At 48.2% G+C, this 19924-nt stretch carries 18 protein-coding genes; 2 read left to right on the top strand and 16 right to left on the bottom strand.

The window, feature by feature from the left end:
* The 16 genes from WIG73_RS01875 to WIG73_RS01800 form a co-directional block, all read right to left on the bottom strand.
* The coding region (locus tag WIG73_RS01875) for a SurA N-terminal domain-containing protein (protein WP_337399044.1) at positions 1–663 on the bottom strand (663 nt) is incomplete at its 3' end.
* 43 nt (positions 664–706) lie between these two features.
* Positions 707–4030: a transcription-repair coupling factor gene (gene mfd, locus WIG73_RS01870; protein ID WP_337399043.1), complete on the bottom strand. Its 3324-nt coding sequence runs from the start codon at positions 4028–4030 to the stop codon at positions 707–709.
* Positions 4031–4603 (bottom strand): aminoacyl-tRNA hydrolase, encoded by a 573-nt coding sequence (gene pth / locus WIG73_RS01865; RefSeq protein ID WP_177679915.1) that lies wholly within the window; start codon positions 4601–4603, stop codon positions 4031–4033.
* 13 nt (positions 4604–4616) lie between these two features.
* Positions 4617–5261, bottom strand: a complete 645-nt coding sequence (locus WIG73_RS01860; protein ID WP_249311070.1) for an O-methyltransferase — start codon at positions 5259–5261, stop codon at positions 4617–4619.
* Positions 5258–7471, bottom strand: coding sequence for an ATP-dependent RecD-like DNA helicase (locus WIG73_RS01855; RefSeq protein ID WP_177679913.1), 2214 nt, complete (start codon positions 7469–7471; stop codon positions 5258–5260). The genes WIG73_RS01860 and WIG73_RS01855 overlap by 4 nt, the downstream gene beginning before the upstream one ends.
* A complete protein-coding gene (miaA, locus tag WIG73_RS01850) occupies positions 7468–8388 on the bottom strand; it encodes a tRNA (adenosine(37)-N6)-dimethylallyltransferase MiaA (RefSeq protein WP_337399042.1) in 921 nt (306 codons plus the stop codon). The genes WIG73_RS01855 and miaA overlap by 4 nt, the downstream gene beginning before the upstream one ends.
* Complete coding sequence (gene mutL / locus WIG73_RS01845; RefSeq protein ID WP_337399041.1) at positions 8389–10305, bottom strand: DNA mismatch repair endonuclease MutL; 1917 nt, start codon at positions 10303–10305, stop codon at positions 8389–8391.
* Between the two features lie 21 nt (positions 10306–10326).
* A complete protein-coding gene (locus WIG73_RS01840) occupies positions 10327–11367 on the bottom strand; it encodes a M50 family metallopeptidase (protein ID WP_177679910.1) in 1041 nt (346 codons plus the stop codon).
* Positions 11368–11407: 40 nt separating this feature from the next.
* Positions 11408–12574 (bottom strand): 1-deoxy-D-xylulose-5-phosphate reductoisomerase, encoded by a 1167-nt coding sequence (locus WIG73_RS01835; RefSeq protein WP_337399040.1) that lies wholly within the window; start codon positions 12572–12574, stop codon positions 11408–11410.
* A gap of 13 nt (positions 12575–12587) precedes the next feature.
* Positions 12588–13412 (bottom strand): phosphatidate cytidylyltransferase, encoded by an 825-nt coding sequence (locus WIG73_RS01830; RefSeq protein WP_337399039.1) that lies wholly within the window; start codon positions 13410–13412, stop codon positions 12588–12590.
* Between the two features lie 11 nt (positions 13413–13423).
* Positions 13424–14182: an isoprenyl transferase gene (locus WIG73_RS01825; RefSeq protein WP_337399038.1), complete on the bottom strand. Its 759-nt coding sequence runs from the start codon at positions 14180–14182 to the stop codon at positions 13424–13426.
* A 21-nt stretch (positions 14183–14203) separates the two neighbouring features.
* The gene (gene frr, locus WIG73_RS01820; RefSeq protein WP_249311507.1) at positions 14204–14755 is read right to left on the bottom strand and encodes a ribosome recycling factor; all 552 of its coding nucleotides are present in this window, start codon (positions 14753–14755) and stop codon (positions 14204–14206) included.
* A 25-nt stretch (positions 14756–14780) separates the two neighbouring features.
* Positions 14781–15503, bottom strand: coding sequence for a UMP kinase (gene pyrH, locus WIG73_RS01815; protein ID WP_177679906.1), 723 nt, complete (start codon positions 15501–15503; stop codon positions 14781–14783).
* A 291-nt stretch (positions 15504–15794) separates the two neighbouring features.
* Positions 15795–16637 carry a fumarate hydratase gene (locus WIG73_RS01810; protein ID WP_337399037.1) on the bottom strand — a complete coding sequence of 281 codons (843 nt, stop codon included), beginning with the start codon at positions 16635–16637 and terminating at the stop codon, positions 15795–15797.
* Positions 16638–16639: 2 nt separating this feature from the next.
* On the bottom strand, positions 16640–17125 hold the full coding sequence (locus tag WIG73_RS01805; RefSeq protein WP_177679904.1) for a GtrA family protein: 486 nt from the start codon (positions 17123–17125) through the stop codon (positions 16640–16642).
* A complete protein-coding gene (locus tag WIG73_RS01800; RefSeq protein WP_177679903.1) occupies positions 17106–18077 on the bottom strand; it encodes a glycosyltransferase in 972 nt (323 codons plus the stop codon). Before WIG73_RS01800 ends, WIG73_RS01805 begins: the two co-directional genes overlap by 20 nt.
* 231 nt (positions 18078–18308) lie before the next feature.
* On the opposite strand from WIG73_RS01800, the gene WIG73_RS01795 reads away from it, so the two are divergent.
* A complete protein-coding gene (locus tag WIG73_RS01795) occupies positions 18309–19178 on the top strand; it encodes a sigma-E processing peptidase SpoIIGA (protein ID WP_337399036.1) in 870 nt (289 codons plus the stop codon).
* 29 nt (positions 19179–19207) lie between these two features.
* A complete protein-coding gene (gene sigE, locus WIG73_RS01790; protein WP_337399045.1) occupies positions 19208–19915 on the top strand; it encodes an RNA polymerase sporulation sigma factor SigE in 708 nt (235 codons plus the stop codon).
* Positions 19916–19924 lie beyond the last annotated feature (9 nt).

The raw sequence follows: 19924 nt of genomic DNA, 5'->3' as shown, positions 1-19924 counted from the left end.
CTCTGTGTCCACTTCTTCAGCCGGCTCTGCTGCACCGTCTGCCGCAGCTGCTGCGTCCTGCTGAGGAGTATTCGAAATTAAAACGTGTTTTACCACGGCATATTTTTCGTTGGCCGCGTTTTTCACAGTTTCATCGTCCGGCTTAATAGGGGAATTTTCCTGCTGAGAAAGGGACTGATAGTACGCACTAGATAAAAATGTCTTTTCCATAATGTCCGCAATTTGATACTTGTCCGCACCAGTTTTCTTTTCTAATTCTTTCAGCTGTTCCTTTGTCGCAGCGTCATCTGCGTTCACAATGGAGCGTGCGTTTGAAGCCTGCTCCTGGGTTAATGTCACACCCGCTTCCTTGGCTTTAACAACTGCGGTTTCAACGCGGATTAGCTCGTCCATTGCCTTTTCTTTTGCCACTTCAGATGCTTTTTTCCCGTCAATATCAGAATTCCAGTAATCGTCCCCGGCGTTTTCTCCGGCTTCTGAAATCATCTGGTCTTTTATCATTTCTAAATAATACTTATACTCTGCCTCCGTTACATCATTACCGCCCACCGTTGCGATTTTGCGCGAAACGGAAAGACCGTTGATGCTTGCTAAGAACACCGCGACCGCGCATATGATTACGATTGCGGCAATCCACTTAATTGTTGCCTTTAATGCGTTCAACAAAAAACACTCCTTTGTTTAATTGTAATAAATGTATTATACACTATTTAACATTACTATGCAAGAGTTTCTTGTATTTCTGTAATAAATTTTTTACAGAAAGAAGCAAATTTTCTTCTTTTTTCCTGTCAATTTTCAACACCATATAGGGCTTTGTGCCGGCTGAAACAAAAAATTTGCTGCCAAATTCCGACACCAGCCCCGCAATGGCTTCCAAGTCCATTTGCGTTTTAAAATAGCACAGAATGCTGTCGTCTTTCACTGTAATTTCGCTCAGTCCGCAGTCCTTTGCCATATATTTCACTTCGGCAACAGCTACAAGCGCGGCCACGCTGACCGGCATGTCGCCGAACCGGTCGCAGATTTCGCCCTCCACGTCCAGTTTATCCCCGTCGCTCTCAATGGAAGCAATTTTTTTATAAATATCTAACCGCTGGGCGTGATTTTTAATGTAGCTGGGCGGAATGTAGGCCTCCACGTTAATGTCCACTGCGGGCTGCCAGTCCTCTTCCTGGGGTATGCCTGAAAGCTCGCTTACGCTCTGGGAAAGCAGCTCGCAGTACATATCGTAGCCCACCGTGTCCATATGGCCGTGCTGCTGGGCGCCTAAAATGTTGCCCGCGCCGCGGATTTCCAAATCGCGCATGGCAATTTTAAAGCCCGAGCCGAACTCGGTAAATTCTTTAATGGCGCGAAGCCGTTTTGTTGCGTTTTCGTTTAGCACACGGTCGGGGCGGTAGAGCAGATAGGCAAAGGCACGCCGGTTGGTGCGGCCTACCCTGCCCTTTAACTGGTAGAGCTGGGAAAGGCCCATCCTGTTTGCGTCTTCAATAATAATAGTGTTCACGTTTTGAATGTCCAGTCCCGTTTCGATGATGGTGGTGCACACCAAGATATCAATTTCGCCCTCCAGCATTTCCATCATAATTTCCTCTAAGGGCTCTTCCTCCATTGCGCCGTGAGCCACAGAAATTTTTGCATCGGGAAACGCCTTTTGCAGTTTTCTTGCCACGGAGTCGATAGAAGAAATGCGGTTGTGAATATAGTAAACCTGGCCTCCCCGGGAAAGCTCCCTGCGAATGGCGTCGTTTGTCACCGCGTCGTTTTGTTCCATAACCACAGTGCGCACGGGGAACCGATTTTCCGGCGGCTCGGTTAAAACGCTCATGTCGCGGATGTTAATCATAGACATGTGCAGTGTTCTGGGGATAGGCGTTGCCGAAAGCGTCAGCACGTCCACATTGTGTTTCATTTCTTTAATGCGCTCTTTGTGCTTCACGCCGAAACGCTGTTCTTCGTCCACCACCAAAAGCCCCAGGCTTTTAAACTCAATGTCCTTTGCCAAAAGCCTGTGGGTGCCGATAACAATATCAATTTCGCCGCTCTTTAGCTGTTTTACAATTTGTGCCTGCTCCTTTTTCGTTTTAAACCGGGAAAGCTCCGCCACCTTTACGGGGAACTTTTTCATGCGGTTTGTAAACGTGTTAAAGTGCTGCATAACCAAAACTGTGGTAGGGGCTAAAATCGCCACCTGTTTCGAGTCCATCACTGCTTTAAAGGCTGCCCGCAGGGCAACCTCCGTTTTTCCGTAGCCCACGTCGCCGCAAAGGAGCCGGTCCATGGGGCGCACGCTTTCCATGTCCTGCTTCACTTCTGCAATTGACCGAAGCTGGTCGTCGGTTTCCACATAGGGGAACTCCTCTTCAAAGGTCTTCTGCCACTCGCTGTCTGGCGAAAAGGCAAAGCCTTTTGCGTTTTGCCGGGCGGAATAAAGCGCCACCAGCTCTTTTGCCAGCTCTTCTGTGGACTCTTTCACCTTTTTCTTCTGCCGGGCAAAGTCTGCGCCGCCCATTTTGTTTAACCGTACAACGCCGTCTTTTCCCACATATTTCTGCAAAAGGTCTAACTGGTCGGTGGGAACATAGAGAAAATCGTCCCCGTTATATTTCACTTTTAAATAGTCGTGCCGCTTGCCTTCCACCTCTAAAGTGTCAAGCCCCATATACTGGCCAATTCCGTGGGTGCGGTGCACCACATAATCGCCGATGTTTAAGTCGTTAAAATCCCGGATTCGGCTGGCAGAATCCATTTTTTTGCGCTTTAGCCTGCGCTTTGGGCTGCGCCCGAAGATTTCTTCTTCGCCAAAAAAGGCAACCTTTGCTTCTTCATAATAAAAGCCTTTTTTCAGGCCGCCGGGCACCAGATTGATTTTGCCTCCCACCGCCTGCCCGTGTTCTGCGTTTACTGCCGAAAATCCCGCAGCGGCAAGGTCGCCCTCTAAGGCCGCCTGTCTGTCCTTGTCCACAGAAAATACCACGGTATAGGTTTTGAGCCACTCGTTCAATTCCTCATAGAATTTGTCCCGCTCTGTCGGCGCTTTGCCGATTTCTCCGGCATTTATATGCACCTCTGCTTTGGGATGATAGTCCTGCGTTGAACGGGGAAGCTCCAAAAGCCCAACAAAGGGGTGCTTTAACAGTTCATGAAGCACATCGTAGTAATTATGAATATATTTTTCCTGAAACTGAAAGTGTTTGTCCTTTTCTGCCAAGGCTTTCACCGTTTCTTCAATGTCCCAGTTTAAGCCCTCAACCCGCTCTGAAATGGCCTGGGGCTCGTCGAAAAACACAAAAGCGTCGTCTTCGAAATATTCCAAAACACAGGTATCGGCATTCTTGGCGCGGAACGATTCGTCCGCCGGGCCGATTTTTGCATGTTCAATATTTTCCACAGAAACCTGGGTAAACACGTCGAAGGTGCGGATAGAGTCCACCTCGTCGCCGAACAGCTCAATTCGGAACGGATTTTCGGCAGACGGGGGAAACACGTCTATAATGCCGCCGCGGACGGAAAACTGTCCCTTGCCCTCCACCATGTCTTCTCTAGTGTAGCCCATGTTGGTGAGTTTTTTTGAAATTTCTGTGACCAAAAGTTCGTCCCCAACAGCAACTATGAGGGCGCTTTCGCGGTATGCGGCAATGTCCACCGTAAACTGCAGCGCCGCGTCGATGGACATAACTGTGACCGTATTTTTTGCGCCGCCTGCCAGCTTTTCAATAATTTCCAGCCGCTTGTTTTGCAGCTCGTGGCTTTTTGCGTCGGCTTTAAAAAACTCCAGCTCTTTCGACGGGTAAAAATATGCCCCATCGGGAAAGTAGAACAAAAAATCCTCGGCTATTTTTTTCGCAGTGTAGTCGCTGTCGGTTATAAAAATGCCCTGGCGGCCAAATTCTTTGCACAGCATTGCTGCAAAGTGTGCTTTTGCAGGGGCATTTAAACCCACCACGTTCACCGCCTCTTTGCCTGAAAGCCTGCCAATATCCGAAAAGCCGCAAAGCTTCTTTGCGGCGTCTAAAAAAACATTCATTTAAAATACCTTCCCGTTATAGTTGTTCATGGCGCTTTCCGCACCGCTTCTAATAATTTCGGGCACGGCCTCCTCCACCACACAGTCCACCAGTTTTGACAGATGGGAAACCTCTTCTTTTGAAAACCGGCCCAAAACCCAGTCTGGCAAGTCATAATTTTCCGGCGGCGCGCCCACGCCGATTTTAATTCTGGTGAATTCGTCGGACGCAAGCTGGTAGATGATAGACTTAATTCCATTGTGGCCGCCGTCGCTGCCCTTTTTGCGAATTCTGAGCCTGCCGCAGGGAAGGCTCACGTCGTCGTGAATGACAATCACATTTTCTGCCGGAACCTTGTAGTAGGAACAAATTTCCCTTAAAGCTTCGCCTGAAAGGTTTACAAAGGTCTGGGGTTTTACCAAAAGCACTTTTTCGCCTGCGATATTCCCCTCGCCGATGAGGGATTTGTGCTTGATCTTATTTATTTTTATGCCATATTTGGCTGACATATAATCCATTGCGATAAATCCAATGTTGTGTCTTGTCCCGTCGTATTTCTTTCCCGGATTTCCAATGCCTAAAATAACAAACATAGTGCGTTTCCTTTCATTCCTTTATATAAGTCACCGCCACCCCGTCGCCGATTGGCAGAACGGTGGTTTCAAACCGTTCGTTTGCGCACAGGTAGCTTAAAAACTCCCTGAGCCTGCGGGTGATGGTGATGTGTTTTTTCGTTGCCAGTTTGTCCGACGCGGTCATGCCCATATACAGCACGTCGTCTGTAATAATCACGCCGCCGGGATTCATTTTGGCAAGGCACAGGTTAAAGTGGGTTTGATATTGCCCCTTTGCCGCGTCTAAAAACACAAGGTCGAACGCTGCGTTTAAATTTTCCAATACCTCGCCTGCGTCGCCGAAAATGCAGCGGATGTTCTCCTCCGCACCCCGCTTTTTGATATTCTCCTTTGCCATGGCAAGCACGGCTTCATCCCGCTCAATGGTGGTGATATGCGCCTGGGGCAGACAGGACAGCATCATAAGCGCACTGTAGCCAATGGCAGTTCCCACCTCTAAAATCCGGCTGGGACGGGCGGCAAACAAAAACGTTTTTAAAAACTGTTCCACCTGGGGTTTTACAATATAGATGTGGTTTTTTTCTGCAAAGTTCCGCAGTTCCTCAAAAAAAGGTTCGTTTTGTTTCAGGCTGCGGTTTAAATAATCTTCAATATAGTCATAAACAATTTGGCTCATGCGTTTTCTCCCTCCAAAAGCTGCCAGCGAAGACTGGAAAACCGTTTTGCCTCATAGTCGTTGTCCACCATTTTTTTTAAGGCCGCCTTTTGCCCCACCAAAACCACCATTTCCCTGGCGCGGGTTACGGCGGTGTATAAAAGATTTCGGGAAAAAAGCTTTTCTGTGCCGAAAAAAACAGGAATGACCACGGTTTTAAACTCGCTCCCCTGGCTTTTATGTACGGTGACGGCATAGGCCAGTTCAATTTCGTCCAGCAATGCATTTTCATATACCACTTTTTTCCCATCGTCAAACAAAATGGTAACAGATGCGGTTTTCACCTCAACAATTCTGCCCATGTCGCCGTTGTAAACACCGGAGCCCTCGTCACCGCCTGTGCGTTTCCACAGCAGGTCATAGTTGTTTTTAATCTGCATCACCTTATCGCCCTCACGCAGAATTCTGTTTTGAAACGCCCGCTCGTTTTTTCCCGGTTCCCCGGGGTTTAATAGGGCTTGCAGGGCGGCGTTTAAGGCATAAACACCGGTTTGTGTTTTTTTCATGGGGCTGATGACCTGAATGTCTGCCATGGGGTCTAATCCATAGGCGTTGGGCAGGCGTCGGCACACCAAATCGGTTAACAGCTGGGCTGTTTTGTAAGTGTCCTCCGCTTCCACAAAAAAGAAATCCTTATCCTTTTTGTTTAAAATTGGATATTCCCCCAGATTTATTTTGTGAGCGTTTACCACAATCATGCTTTCTTCCGCCTGGCGGAACACAGTGTCCAGGCTTATGGTGGGAACTATGCCGGAGGATATGACGTCCGACAGCACGTTCCCCGCGCCCACCGAAGGAAGCTGGTCGCTGTCCCCCACCAAAATGACCCGTCCGCCGGGCTTAATGGCGGAAAGCAGGGAACTCATTAAAATTGCGTCCACCATGCTGACCTCGTCGATGATAACAACGTCCTCCTCTAATGGTTCTGTACTTTCGCGGACATATTCCCGCAGCTCGTCGTCATCGGTAAAGCCCACCTCCAGCAGGCGATGAATGGTTTTTGCCTCGCGGCCAGATAGCTCTGTCATGCGTTTTGCGGCTCTCCCCGTCGGGGCGGCTAAGGCAATTTTCTTTTTCGATTTCTCAAACAGTTTTATAATAAAGTTAATGGTTGTGGTTTTTCCCGTGCCCGGCCCGCCGGTGATAACCGTAACGCCGCTGTTTAAGGCGCACAATGCGGCCTCGCGCTGTTTTTCGGCCAGGGAAATTCCCGTTTCCTTTTCTAGCTTTTCAATTTCTGCTTCGGCATCTTTCACATGTTCTTTTTCACTGCCGTTTAACAGCTCTTTCATGCACATTGCCGAAACAAACTCTGCGTGGTAAAGCGCAGGCAGAAACACACAGTCTTCATCATCTATTTTTTTGCACACCAGCTCGTGGTCTGAAAACAGACGAATCAGTGCGTTTTCGGCCTCCAGCCCGTCTATCCCAAGCATGCGCACCGCCAGCGTAATGAGTGCCCCCCGCTTCAAATAGGTATGTCCCTCGCTGGCGGCATAAAAGGTTAAAATATATTTTATGCCTGATTGAATCCGAAACACGCTGTTCCGCGCACCGCCAGCCTTTGATGCCACCATGTCGGCGGTTTTAAAGCTGATGCCGCGAATGCGCTCGCAGAGGATGTATGGGTTTTCCTTTATCATTTCCACCGCATTTTTGCCCAATAGGTCGTAAACCTTTACGGCATAGCTTGCCGAAATTCCATATTTTTGCAGGAACAGAATGAGCTGTTCCTTGTCATAAATGGCCATGTAGTTTTCAGAAATTTTCATGGCCTTTTCTACGGTAATCCCCTTAATTTCAGCCAGGCGCTCCGGCGTATCCACAATAATGCGCAAGGCGTCTTCTCCAAACCGGTCCACAATTTTTTCCGCTGTGGCGCGGCCGATGCCCTTCACCACGCCGGACGACAGGTAGGTTAAAATGGTATCTTTAGACTCGGGTTCTACACGCTGGAACAGCGACACCTTCAGCTGCTGGCCGTAGCTGGGGTGGTTGACCCACGTTCCGCTGACGATTAACATTTCGCCGCGCTTTAAAAAGGGCAGCGTGCCCACGCAGGTGATTAGACCCTCTTCTCCGGCGTCTAAATCGAAAATTGCGTAGCCGTTGTCCTCATTTTGGTAAATTATTTCGTCCACCGTGCCCTGATAGGCGTCTTTATCGTTCATAGGCTGTGTTCTCCAATATACTGTTTCACCGACTCATACAGCCCGGGAGAAACCGCGTCGAACCACTGATAGTCTCCCCGGCGGAACCACGTCAGCTGGCGCTTGGCGTAGTTTCTGCTGTTTTGTTTGATTTTTTCAATACATGCCTCTCTTGTGACCGCGCCGTTTAAAAACTGCACGGCCTCCTTATAGCCAATTCCCTGCATGGATTGGCAGTTCGCCGGAACGCCCCGTTTTAGCAGGGACTGAACTTCTTCAAACAAGCCTTGCTCCACCATGCCGTCTACCCTGCGGTTGATGCGGTCATACAAAATGTCCCGCTGGCAGGTAAGGGCTAAGAGCACAAAGTGAAACGGCGATTTGTTTAATTTTGACTGAGCGTTTTGCTGGGTCAGCGTTTTTCCCGTGGTAAAAAACACCTCCAGCGCGCGGAGCACCCGTTTTGTGTTGTTCGGGTGGATAGACGCGGCGGCCTCCGGGTCAATTTCTGTGAGCCGTTCGTGCATGGCTTCTTTTCCAAATGTTTCAAGCCCCTGTGCGAGCTTCTCCCGCACAGACTTGTCCGTTTCCTCTTGAATGAAAGAAACGTTGTCCACTAAAGATGAGATATAAAGCCCTGTTCCGCCGGTTACAACGGGCACCTTTCCTCTCGACTGAATTTCCGATATAACCTCTTTTGACCGGACACAAAAGTTTGCAACGCTAAAGCTATCGTCCGGCTCTAAAATGTCCATCATGTGGTGGGGCACGCCCTGCATTTCTTCTTTTGTGGGTTTGGCGCTGCCGATGTTTAAACCCTTATAAATCTGCACGCTGTCTGCCGAAACCACCTCGCCGCCCAGCTCTTTTGAAAGCGCAACCGACAAGGCGGTTTTTCCCGTGGCGGTTGGCCCGGCAATTACGATTACTTTGTTCATCTATACAATCCTTTTAAACTGTTTTTCAATAAATTCTTTTGTAAACTCCACTGTAATGGGCCTGCCGTGCGGGCAGGTGTTAATGCCCGTTAAGCTGAAAACGTCGTCTAACAGCTTTGTCATTTCTGCGTGGTTTAAAACCGCATTTGCTTTCACTGCGCCCCGGCAGGCAATGCGGTAAAGCATTTTTGCCGCCAGATCGTCGTCCACGTTTTTTCTGCTGCCGGAAAGCATTTCAATCACCTCAAGCATAGTGGCTTTTACGTCGCACTCTCCTGCCTCTGCCGGCGTGCCGCGGACAATGATTTGCTTCTGCCCAAACTCGTCGGCCAAAAAGCCCAAATCGCAGATGGCCTCCTGATTTTCTACAAACGTAGCAAACTCCGTTGCTGTCAGAGTCAGCACCTCAGGACACAGCAGGAGCTGGGACGAAATTTCCCTCCCCCGGTATTGCTGAAGGAGCTTTTCATACCGCAGCCGCTCGTGGGCGGCGTGCTGGTCTACCATGAGCATTTTCCCGTCCTTTTCCACTATGATGTAGGTTGCAAAAACCTGTCCGCATATTTTATACACAGGCGCGCCGCTTTCCGGCACCACTGGCGTTTGCTCCGCCGTTGGCAAGCTCTGTTCTGCGGAGGCTGCAGCTTCGGGCACAGGTTTAATGATTGGCTTTTGTGCAGGAGGTTTAAAAGCTTCCTGTCTATTTTTCAATGCGGGCGGCTCGTTTGAAGAGCAAGGCGGCATAACTTTCGTCGTGTGTGTAGGCGTAAAGCCGCCTGTTTCCTTTAAAGTCGCAGTCGGCTCCTTGGGTAGGTTCGTTTTCACCTGCGGAGCAGTTTGCTCCTGCAGGCTACGTTCTTCTGCCTGGGACTGCGGCCGCACAAACTGTGGTTTAATATTTTTGTGCTCCTGAGCCTGCGGCACAAAATTCGACTGATAAAGGGCGTTCTTCACCGCCCAGTAAACACAGTGGTAAATGTGCTTTTCCTCTGCAAACTTGGCCTCTAATTTTGTGGGATGAATGTTAATGTCCACATTCTCCGGCGGCAGGGTGATGTTTAGCACACAGGCCGGAAATTTTCCCACCATCAGCTCATTTTTATACGCTTCCTCTGTCGCCCGGGAAAGAAGTGCCGATTTTATGTACCGTCCGTTGACAAAAAAGTTTTCCATGCCGCGGTTACTCCTGGCGGCGGCAGATTTTCCGCACATGCCCGAAACGCTAACGCCCCGTTCTTCAAAATGTGCCTCCACCATGGCATTTTTAATGTCCTTTCCGTAAACAGCATAAATGGCCGAGGACAGTAAATTGTCGCCCGGCGTAAACATTATTTCTTTTCCATTGTTAATAAACTTCACTGAAATTTCAGGGTGGGACAGGGCCAAGCGCGACACAATGTCTTCAATATATCCCGCCTCCGTAAAGTCCTTTTTCAAAAACTTCATGCGGGCAGGCACAGCCTGAAACAAGTTCCGCACCACCACGGTGGTTCCGTCGGGACAGCCGGCCTCGGCCACGTCTAAAATTTCGCCGTTATAGGCCACCATATGGGTGCCGCTGTCCTCCTCCCGCACCTTTGTGTAAATTTCCAGCCGGGACACCGCGGCAATGGACGACAGTGCCTCCCCCCGAAATCCCAAAGTTAAAATTTTTGTTAGGTCGTCCTCCGTGGCAATTTTGCTTGTGGCGTGGCGGATCACTGAGAGGGAAACGTCCTCCTTCGTCATGCCGCTTCCGTTGTCGGTCACACGCATATACGAAATTCCACCGCCTTTAATCTCAACGCAAACACTGCTTGCTCCTGCATCCACCGCGTTTTCCAAAAGCTCTTTAATTACAGAAGCAGGCCGCTCAACAACTTCGCCTGCCGCGATTTTGTCCGAAACGTTTTTTTCTAAAACTTTTACTTTTCCCATGGAATTCCCCCAATTCTTCCGTTAGCCCCAAAGCATAAATACGTCTTTAAATGCAATGAAAATTGAAAATGCAATTAACAAAACAAATCCCGCAAAGTGCACAATTGCCTCTTTTTCCACCGGCACCGGCTTTCTTCTCACCATTTCAATTAAAACAAACAAAATTCTTCCGCCGTCTAACGCCGGAATGGGGAACAGATTGAACACCCCCAAATTTATGGTGAGCAAAATGGTTAAGGCGAGCAGACTTTGAAAGCCCTCCCAACCGGTGGTGCGGGTTTCTTCCACCACATTTCCGATTTCCGACACAATGCCCACGGGCCCTGAAATCTGCGAGATCGGAATGTCGCCTTTTATCATGCTGATAAACGAGTCTATAATAACGCCGCTGTAAAATCCGGTTTTATACCAGGAGTTCCGAAGTGTTTGAAACAGCCCGTTCTGCTCTGTTTTTAATAAAATGCCGTAGCTTGATTTTCCATTGGACGTTTCGGGTACAATAGAAACCGTTCTTTTTTCGCCGCCGTTTTTCACTTCCAGCTGAAGCTCTTTGTTTTCTCTGGAATTGTTGGACATGGCCCAGGACAAATCTTCAATAATGTGCACCCGTTTGCCGTTTGCCCGCAGAATTACGTCGTTATCCTGTAAGCCCGCAGCTTCCGCCGCGCCGCCCTCTGTTACACTGTTAACCTTGGGAACAACCGTTTCCGCAGTGCCAATCGTTAAAGAAAAAATTAAAATAAAGCCCAGCAAAATATTCATAAACGCCCCGGCCACCAAAATGATGAGCCGGATATATGGCTTTTTGTTGTTTAAAGCCCGCTCGTCAGTCGTGTTTTCGTCCTCACCCTCCATGGCGCAAAATCCGCCGATGGGAATGAGCCGCACGGAATAGAGCGTTTCTCCCTTTTGTTTTCCAAACAGCTTTGGCCCCATGCCAATCGCAAATTCGTTCACTTTCACGCCGGAGAGCTTTGCCGCAATGAAATGTCCCAGCTCGTGAATGAAAACCAAAACTGCAAAAATTAAAATCGCTGCCAATGTTGTAAAAATGATGTTCATTTGGTCTGCCTTTCTGCCATTTGTTTTTTTCCGAAAAAATCTAATGTAGTGTATGCAGTTTCGCGCATACATATTCTCTGGCCCACTTGTCCGCCTCAAAAATTTGGGAAAGGGACGGCCGTTTCATGGTTTTATGGGCGCACATTGCCCCCTCCACTAAATCTGCAATATCCAAAAATCTGATTTTGCCGTTTAAAAACAACGCCACCGCCGCTTCGTTTGCGCCATTTAACACCGCGGGCATGGTGCCTCCCGTCTTGCCTGCCGAAATGGCCAGCGGCAGGCAACGAAACGTTTCGAAATCAGGCTTGTCAAAGGTCAGCGGCGTTTTGGTTAAGTCTGGCTCATTACCGTGCATAGAAAGCCGCTCAGGATAGGTAATCGCATACTGTATGGGAAGTTTCATATCCGGCGCGCCCAGCTGCGCAATCACTGCGTTGTCTGCAAACTCCACCATGGAATGAACAATGCTCTGCCGATGCACGAAAACGTCGATTTTTTCAAACGGAACGCCAAATAGGTGTTTTGCCTCAATCACCTCAAGCCCCTTGTTCATCAGCGTGGCGCTGTCCACTGTTATTTTTGCACCCATGCTCCAGTTTGGGTGGCGCAGGGCTTCTTTTGCGGTGATTTGGGTCAGCTCGTTCTTCGTCTTTCCGAAAAACGGGCCGCCGGAGGCGGTAAGCAAAATTCGTTTTACTTCGCTGTCAAAATTATCCCGGTTTACCCGGGCGGCAAGACATTGGAAAACGGCGCTGTGTTCTGAATCTACCGGAATGATTTCGGCGCCGGTTTGTCCTGCCCGCTCCATCACCATATCTCCCGCAGTTACCAATGTTTCCTTGTTGGCAAGGCCAATGCGTTTTTTCGCCTCCACCGCAGCAAGGGTGGGGGCAAGGCCTGCAATGCCCACAATGCCAGTGATCACCGTGTCCGCTTCCGGGTGAGCGGCGATTTCTTCAAGGCCCGCTGTTCCGGCCAAAATTTTTGTGCCAATGTCCGCTGTTTTTATTTTCAGCTCCGCAGCCTTTTCCTCGTTTGTTACGCAGGCAAACTGCGGGCGGAATTTTCTGATTTGTGTTTCTAAAACTCCAATGTTGGAATGTGCGGATAGCGCAAAAGCACGAAATCCCCTGTTTGCCTCAATTACTTCAAGGGACTGCGTGCCGATAGAGCCTGTTGCGCCCAGTATTACAATGTTTTTCAATTTGTTCTCCTTTTCATATTACTGGAAAGTATGTAATAAAGTAATATACAACCGGAGTGACGAAAATTAAACTGTCAATCCGGTCTACCAGGCCGCCGTGGCCGGGAATGAGTTTTCCAAAGTCCTTTGCTTTATACGCCCGTTTCATTACCGATGCAGAAAGGTCGCCGAACTGGGCCACCACACCGCAAATTAAGGCCAGCAGCAAAAGTCTCGGAAAATGTACATTAAAATCTAACACCCATAAAATAACGCCGTAAATGGTAAATGAAACCACAGCGCCAACCACAGCCCCAATTGCTCCCTCAACGGTTTTGTTTGGGCTAACTGCCTCAATTAGCTTGTGCTCGCCAAACAGATTGCCGGCAAAATATGCCGAAGTGTCGGGTAAAAACGCGCCGATAAAAGCTAAAAACACAAGGGCAAGTCCGTTTTCCATGTGCCGAATGAACGACAGATGGATTAAAAACACCACCGAATAGAGCACCAAAAACAGCGAGGCGCACACGTCGTTAAAGTTAATTTCTCTGTGGTCCACCACGGAAAAAATCAACAGCGTCATCACAAAGAAAATGGTAATCATATAAATTACCTGGTTGCCTGTGTCCATGCGGAGGAAACCGGAGAGCATATAAAGCCCTGCGAAAATATAATCAATAATGACGATGGAAAGCTTTGTTTCCTGTTTAAACGTCACCATAATCTCATGAAGAACAACAAAACAGGCGGCACTGACCGCCAGCGTAAATACCCATTCCGGGGCAAAGGTTACAATCAGCAAAACAGCCACCAAAATTGCCGCGCTGACCAGCCTCGTTTTCAGTTTTGACCAAGCCAAAAAATCACCCCTTAAATTCCGCCAAACCGTCTGTTCCGGTTTTGATAGTCTAAAATTGCCTGTGTAAAATCCTTTTCCGAAAAGTCGGGCCAGTTGATGTTGGAAAACCAGAATTCGCTGTAGGCCGACTGCCATAAAAGAAAGTTGCTTAAGCGAAATTCCCCGCTGGGGCGGATAATTAAGTCCACGTCGGGGATTTCCGTATATAAATTTTCTGATATTGTCTGTTCCGTAACACCGCCTGGGTCAAGCTGCCCCGCGGCGGCTTTTTGACAAATAGTTTTTACAGCCTTTGTTATTTCCTGCTGACCGCCATAGTTAATTGCCAGATATAAAATGGTTTTGTCCCGCCCGGCGGACTCCTCCTCTGCAATTGCCATCTGCTCTTTAATTTCGTCAGTTAACACGCTTCTGTCGCCAATGAACTTCAGCCGCACCTGATTGCCTTCTAAGAGTTTTTTGTCTTTTAAATAATCCAGCAAAAGGTCCATCAGCGCGTCAATCTCCGCCTTGGGCCGTTTCCAGTTTTCTGTCGAAAAAGCATAAGCCGTGATATAGCGAATTCCCATATCGCTTGCAAACTCGGTTATTTTTTTTAAGGTTGCCGCCCCGGCCCTGTGCCCGGCGCTTCGAGGCAGGCCGCGACTCTTTGCCCACCTGCCGTTGCCGTCCATAATAATACCCACATGACGGGGGAGGTTTTCTTGGTCAACCTCGTTAATAAACGCCGCCTGTTTTTTTCGTTTTAAAAACTTAAAAATGAAAACCACCCCGCCAATGAATTTTTACACTTAAATTTCCATGATTTCTTTCGATTTGCCGTCTGCCAAACCGTCGATATCTTTAATATATTGGTCTGTCACCTTCTGAATGCCGTTTTCTGCATCCTTTAAATCGTCCTCGGTGATTTCGCCGTTTTTCTTCTGTGCCTTATACGCGTCGATTGCGTCCCTGCGGATTCCACGGATAACCACCTTAGCCTCCTCCGCACGCTTGGAAACAGATTTCACCAGCTCTTTTCTTCTCTCCTCTGTGGGTGCAGGGAAATTTAAGCGGATGGCCTTTCCGTCGTTGTTAGGAGTAAGTCCTAAGTCAGAGGCCAGAATTGCCTTTTCAACGTCGTGGAGAATGCTGGCGTCCCAGGGCTGAATCATCAGCATTCTGGGGTCGGGGATAGAAATGGTTCCCACCTGTGCCACCGGTGTAGCCGTGCCGTAATAGTCTACCATCACCTTATCTAAAATTGCAGGATTTGCCCTGCCTGCGCGGATACCCGCAAAATCGCTTTCCATTGCGGCAACCGCTTTATCCATTTTTTGTTTTACATCTTCGTACATATGAATCGTTCCGTCCTTTCCGTATTTTCCTTTATTTTACTTCATCATCGTTTGAAACAATGGTACCCATATTTTCACCGCAGAGCACTTTAATAATGTTCTCCGGCTGAGCAATTCCGAACACCAAAATTGGAATGTCGTTGTCCATGCAAAGGGAGGTTGCGGTGGTGTCCATCACCTTTAAGCCCCTGTGAATAACTTCTTTATATGAAAGCTTTGAAAACCTTTTGGCGTTGGGATTTTGAGCCGGGTCGCTGTCGTAAACCGCGTCGACGTTTTTGGCAAGCAAAATTGCCTCCGCATCAATTTCCGCAGCCCGGAGAGCAGCCGCCGTATCGGTTGAAAAGAAAGGATTTCCCGTTCCGCAGCCGAAAATAACCACCTTGCCCGAGGTTAAGTGGCTCATGGCCTTGCCGCGGATGTAGGGTTCTGCAATCTGGCGCATTTCAATGGCTGTTTGCACCCTGGTGGGAACGCCGGCAGCCTCAAGCGCGCTTTGCAGCGCCAAAGAGTTCATCACTGTGGCAAGCATGCCCATGTGATCGGCCCGGGTTCTGTTCATGTCCTCGCTGGTGCGCCCCCGCCAAAAGTTGCCGCCGCCGACAACAATGGCAATTTCAACCCCCGCTTCCCTGCACTGCTTTACCACAGCAGCAATGGAAGCAAGTGTGTCGGTGTCCAGCCCGGTTCCCTTGCCGCCGGACAGCGCCTCGCCGCTCACCTTTAGAAGAATTCGTTTGTATTTTGGGTTCATTTTGTTCCTCCGTGTATTCACTAAATTTTGCAAAATCTACCTTTTTCATTATATCTGTTTTTTGTGCAATATTCAAGTAAAATTTCTAAGTTTTTTCGGTTAAATTGTGCTTAGGTTAACATAACGCACATATATTGTTTCCTTGTCATAAAGTTATCCACATTATCAACAGGGTTATTAACACTTTTTTAATATTATCTCCAGATATTCACTGGTTTTTCCTGTCTATACACCGAATTATACCTTTTTAACAGGTAAAATTGTGGAAAAGTCAGGTTTACATAACGTAAATCACAGCACAATGGACTTATGACGCGTTACGTGGCAGTTAATATTCACCGCACAGGGAAGGCCGGCAATGTGGGTTGGATAGGTTAAAATCTTAACGCCCAATGCCGTGTTTGTGCCGCCAAAGCCCTGCACGCCGATTTCCAATGCGTTTATTTTTTCTAAAAGCTCCTGCTCCAGACTCGCATAAAACGGGTTTTCGTTTGGCTTGTCAAGCTCAACTAACAACGCACGCTTTGCCAAAAGCGTACTCATTTCCATAGTTCCGCCAATTCCGACGCCCACCACAATGGGCGGACAGGGATTTGCACCGGCGTTTTTTACGGTTTCCAGCACAAAATCCTTCACGCCGGCAAGGCCGTCTGCCGGCTTTAACAGTTTCAGCGCCCCCATGTTTTCGCTTCCAAAGCCCTTAGGCGCCACGGTAATTTTCAGCTTATCGCCGGGAACAATGTCGTAATGAATTACCGCTGGAGTGTTGTCGCCGGAGTTTTTGCGCTCTATGGGGTCTGTCACCACAGATTTTCTTAAAAACCCTTCGGTATAGCCCTGCGCCACGCCTTCGTTCACCGCATCTTTCAGCAACCCGCCGTCAACATGCACATCCTGGCCAATATCTAAAAACACCACGGCCATTCCGGTGTCCTGGCAGACTGGAATTTTTTCGGCCTCTGCCACGCGCATATTCTCCTCCAGCTTTTCTAAAATCACTTTTGCCGTTTCAGACTGCTCCTGCTCTCTGGCAGTGCAAATGGCATTTTTAATGTCATTTCCTAAATAGATGTTTGCTTCAATGCAGAGGTTTTTCACAGCCTCTGTAATTTCTTTGGAATGTATGGTACGCATGGTTACGCCTCCGTTTCTGTTTGCCGGCCGCCCCGGAACACCCAAAACTTGTTGCCGAAAAAGTTAATCATTAACGAAAAACACGAAGCCGCCGCCTTGCACAGCAGAATGGCGATGTCCCCTTCTGCCGCAAAGGCCGAGCCTGCAGCGCGCAGCGCGGCGTTTACAAGGTTTTCCAAATGCCAAATGTCGTAAAATAGATGGGTAAGCAAAATTACCGAGAACATGGCAAGCAAATTTATGGTTAAGAATTTTACAATTTCGCCGAAATTTCCCCGTCCGCTTTGCCCAAAGGTCCAGTAGCGGTTAATTAAATAGCTCCCGCACATGGCGACAGACGTGGAAAACACCTGCGCAATGCTTTTGTGCAGGTTTACAAAAGAGATGAACACAAAGAACAGCCCATAGTCCACCAGCGTGTTAAAAAAACCCACCACACAAAACCGCACGGCCTGTTTCACGCCCTGTTTATTGATTCGTTTCCCCATTTTTCAATTCGTCCTTTCGGGGTTGAAAGCCCGTTTTTTCTTTAATAATATACAGCGGCCGATTTTTCACCTCGTCGTAAATCCTTCCGATATATTCCCCGATAATGCCCAGCATAATCAGAACCACGCCGTTGAAAAAAAGCGACACACAGAGGATTGACGCCCAGCCGGAAACGGTTGTTTGTGTAAACAGTTTTAAATAAATTGTTATAAACAGATAAACAAAGCTTGCCATGGACAGAAATAAACCCACATATCCGGCCAGCTTCAGCGGTTTTTTGGAAAAGGACGTAGTTGCGTCCACCGCAAAATTCATCATTTTTTTTAACGGATATTTCGTTTCACCTGCAAACCGTTCGTCCCGCACGTAGCGCACGCCGGTTTGACGAAAGCCAGCAAAGCTCACCAGTCCCCGAACATATCTGTTTTTCTCTGTGAGGGAGGAAAGCACGTCGCACACCTTGCGGTCAATTAAGCGGAAGTCGCCGGTGTCCACGGGAATGTCCACGTCGGTCTGGGCGGACAAAAAACGGTAAAACAGCTTTGCCGTGGCCTTTTTAAAAACGCTTTCACCCTTTCGTTTTTCCCGCTGGCCGTAAACCACATCGTAGCCCTCTTTCCACTTCTTTACCATTTCTAGAATAACTTCGGGCGGGTCTTGAAGGTCTGCGTCGATAATGATTACCGCCTGTCCGGAGGACAAATCCATGCCCGCGCTGATAGCGGCCTGGTGGCCAAAATTGCGTGAAAAGGAAACGAGGCGCACATGGCTGTCTTGCCTGCAAAAATCGGATATAATAGCGTTTGTTTGATCGCGGCTTCCATCGTCTACAAATATGAGCTCATACGCATCGCGGAGGGAAGCCATCACCTTGGTCAGCCGCACATAGCACTCTTGCGCCACCGCTTCTTCATTATAAACCGGAACAACCACAGAATAGCGCACCGACATGCAAAACCCTCCTAAAAAAATAAAACTTAAAAATAGTATATCATAAACCCGGTCCGTTTTCAATGGTTTTTGTTTGCAGAAAGTGTCGCAAATTTTTTTTTGTTCGACAGCACAAAATGACAATTTAACCGCGGACAGGGGAGTATAATTAATTTTAGAGCATTTCATCTGCGGCCCCCGCCGCCTGCAAAAGGGGCCGTGTACACCAAACGCAGGCGGGAAAGGAAAAAGATGACTGTTAAAGTTTATGTTGACGTTTTGTTTATTATTAATTTTATCATAGATTATATTTTGCTGAGCATTACCTCGCTGTTTGTGAAAAAAAGGCCAAGTATCGTAAAAACCTGCCTGGCAAGCGCCCTCGGGGCGGTTTATGCGGCGTTTGTGTTTTTTATTCCCCTGGGTACGTTTTTTATTTTTACCCTTTCAGTTCTGACATCGCTTTTCATGGTGATGATTGCATACGGCGTAAGAAACGCCGCGTTCCTGTTTAAAAACATTGCCGTGTTTTATCTGGTTTCCTTTGTTACAGGCGGCGTTGGCTTTGCGGTGCTGTTTTTGGGAAACCGGTATGGAAAGATAAATTTTGCTGTAAACGCAGGCGTGTTCTACGCAGACATCAATGCCTATACCATGCTGGCAATTTTTGTGGTTTCGGTGACAGTAATTCATCTGGCTGTAGGATATGTGAAAAAACAGCGCATTAAGGCGCAGTTTCTTTACAATGTTACCATAGAAAAAAATGGAAAAAGCGTTACTGACACCGCGCTTTTTGACACAGGCAACTTTTTGCGGGACCCCATTTCCCAAAACAGCGTACTCGTTGCAGAGTGGCAAACCGTTTCCGCGTTCTTTTCAGGCGGCACCCTCTCTGAATGTGTTGCAAAGCATCCCGGGGAATTTCTTTATATTCCCTGTCATGGTATCAATGGAAATGCGGGGTTGTTCGCATTTCGGCCCGACAAAATCATTTCTGATGTAATTACGCTGAGCGATTCCGTATTTGTCGGAATTTCCGAAACGCCCTTAGACAAAGAGGGCGGCTACCGAATGATTCTTCCCAACGATTCCACATGCATTAACCGGACAGAAAGGATGTAACGCAAATGTTTTTTCGACTGATTGAAAGAATGAGAAGCCTCGTCTCCCGCATTTTGGGCAGGATTCGGGCAATTTTAGCAGACGAAACCTATTTTATTGGAAGCAGCGAGATTTTGCCTCCGCCGCTTTCCGCGCCGGAGGAGGCCCGTCTTTTAAAAGAGCTGGGAGGTAAAAACAGAGAGCGGGCAAGAAAAGAGCTGATTGAGCACAATCTGCGGCTGGTGGTTTATGTTGCAAGAAAGTTTGAAAACACAGGCGTTGCCACGGAGGATTTGGTTTCCATTGGCTCCATCGGCCTGATTAAAGCCATTAACACCTTTAACACCGACAAAAACATTAAGCTGGCCACTTATGCCTCCCGCTGCATCGAAAACGAAATTCTAATGTTCTTAAGAAAAATACATAATCAGAAAACAGAGGTTTCGCTTAACGAGCCTTTAAACACCGACTGGGACGGAAACGAGCTTTTGCTCTCGGACATTTTAGGAACAGACAGCGATGACGTTTATAAAAACATTGAGGACGAGGTTGACAAACAGCTTCTTCTTTCCGCCATATCGCGGCTTTCCAGCCGGGAACGGCTGATTATGGAGCTTCGGTTCGGCCTTTCGGGCCGGGAGGAAAAAACGCAAAAGGAAGTAGCCGACATGCTGGGCATTTCCCAGTCATACATTTCCCGCTTGGAAAAGCGGATTATTGAGCGGCTGAAAAAAGAAATTGTAAAGCTCATTATGTAAGCAAAACGA

Source organism: Congzhengia sp. (assembly GCF_037235575.1).
Classification (GTDB): Bacteria; Bacillota; Clostridia; order UBA1381; family UBA9506; genus Congzhengia; species Congzhengia minquanensis.
This window is presented reverse-complemented; position numbering and strand designations above follow the sequence as displayed.

Excerpts from the sequence above, each read along its gene's own strand:
- mfd (WP_337399043.1), bottom strand. The coding sequence starts at position 4,030 with ATGAATGTTTTTTTAGACGCCGCAAAGAAGCTTTGCGGCTTTTCGGAT.
- pth (WP_177679915.1), bottom strand. The coding sequence starts at position 4,603 with ATGTTTGTTATTTTAGGCATTGGAAATCCGGGAAAGAAATACGACGGG.
- WIG73_RS01860 (WP_249311070.1), bottom strand. The coding sequence starts at position 5,261 with ATGAGCCAAATTGTTTATGACTATATTGAAGATTATTTAAACCGCAGC.
- WIG73_RS01855 (WP_177679913.1), bottom strand. The coding sequence starts at position 7,471 with ATGAACGATAAAGACGCCTATCAGGGCACGGTGGACGAAATAATTTAC.
- miaA (WP_337399042.1), bottom strand. The coding sequence starts at position 8,388 with ATGAACAAAGTAATCGTAATTGCCGGGCCAACCGCCACGGGAAAAACC.
- mutL (WP_337399041.1), bottom strand. The coding sequence starts at position 10,305 with ATGGGAAAAGTAAAAGTTTTAGAAAAAAACGTTTCGGACAAAATCGCG.
- WIG73_RS01840 (WP_177679910.1), bottom strand. The coding sequence starts at position 11,367 with ATGAACATCATTTTTACAACATTGGCAGCGATTTTAATTTTTGCAGTT.
- pyrH (WP_177679906.1), bottom strand. The coding sequence starts at position 15,503 with ATGAACCCAAAATACAAACGAATTCTTCTAAAGGTGAGCGGCGAGGCG.
- WIG73_RS01810 (WP_337399037.1), bottom strand. The coding sequence starts at position 16,637 with ATGCGTACCATACATTCCAAAGAAATTACAGAGGCTGTGAAAAACCTC.
- WIG73_RS01805 (WP_177679904.1), bottom strand. The coding sequence starts at position 17,125 with ATGGGGAAACGAATCAATAAACAGGGCGTGAAACAGGCCGTGCGGTTT.
- WIG73_RS01800 (WP_177679903.1), bottom strand. The coding sequence starts at position 18,077 with ATGTCGGTGCGCTATTCTGTGGTTGTTCCGGTTTATAATGAAGAAGCG.
- WIG73_RS01795 (WP_337399036.1), top strand. The coding sequence starts at position 18,309 with ATGACTGTTAAAGTTTATGTTGACGTTTTGTTTATTATTAATTTTATC.
- sigE (WP_337399045.1), top strand. The coding sequence starts at position 19,208 with ATGAGAAGCCTCGTCTCCCGCATTTTGGGCAGGATTCGGGCAATTTTA.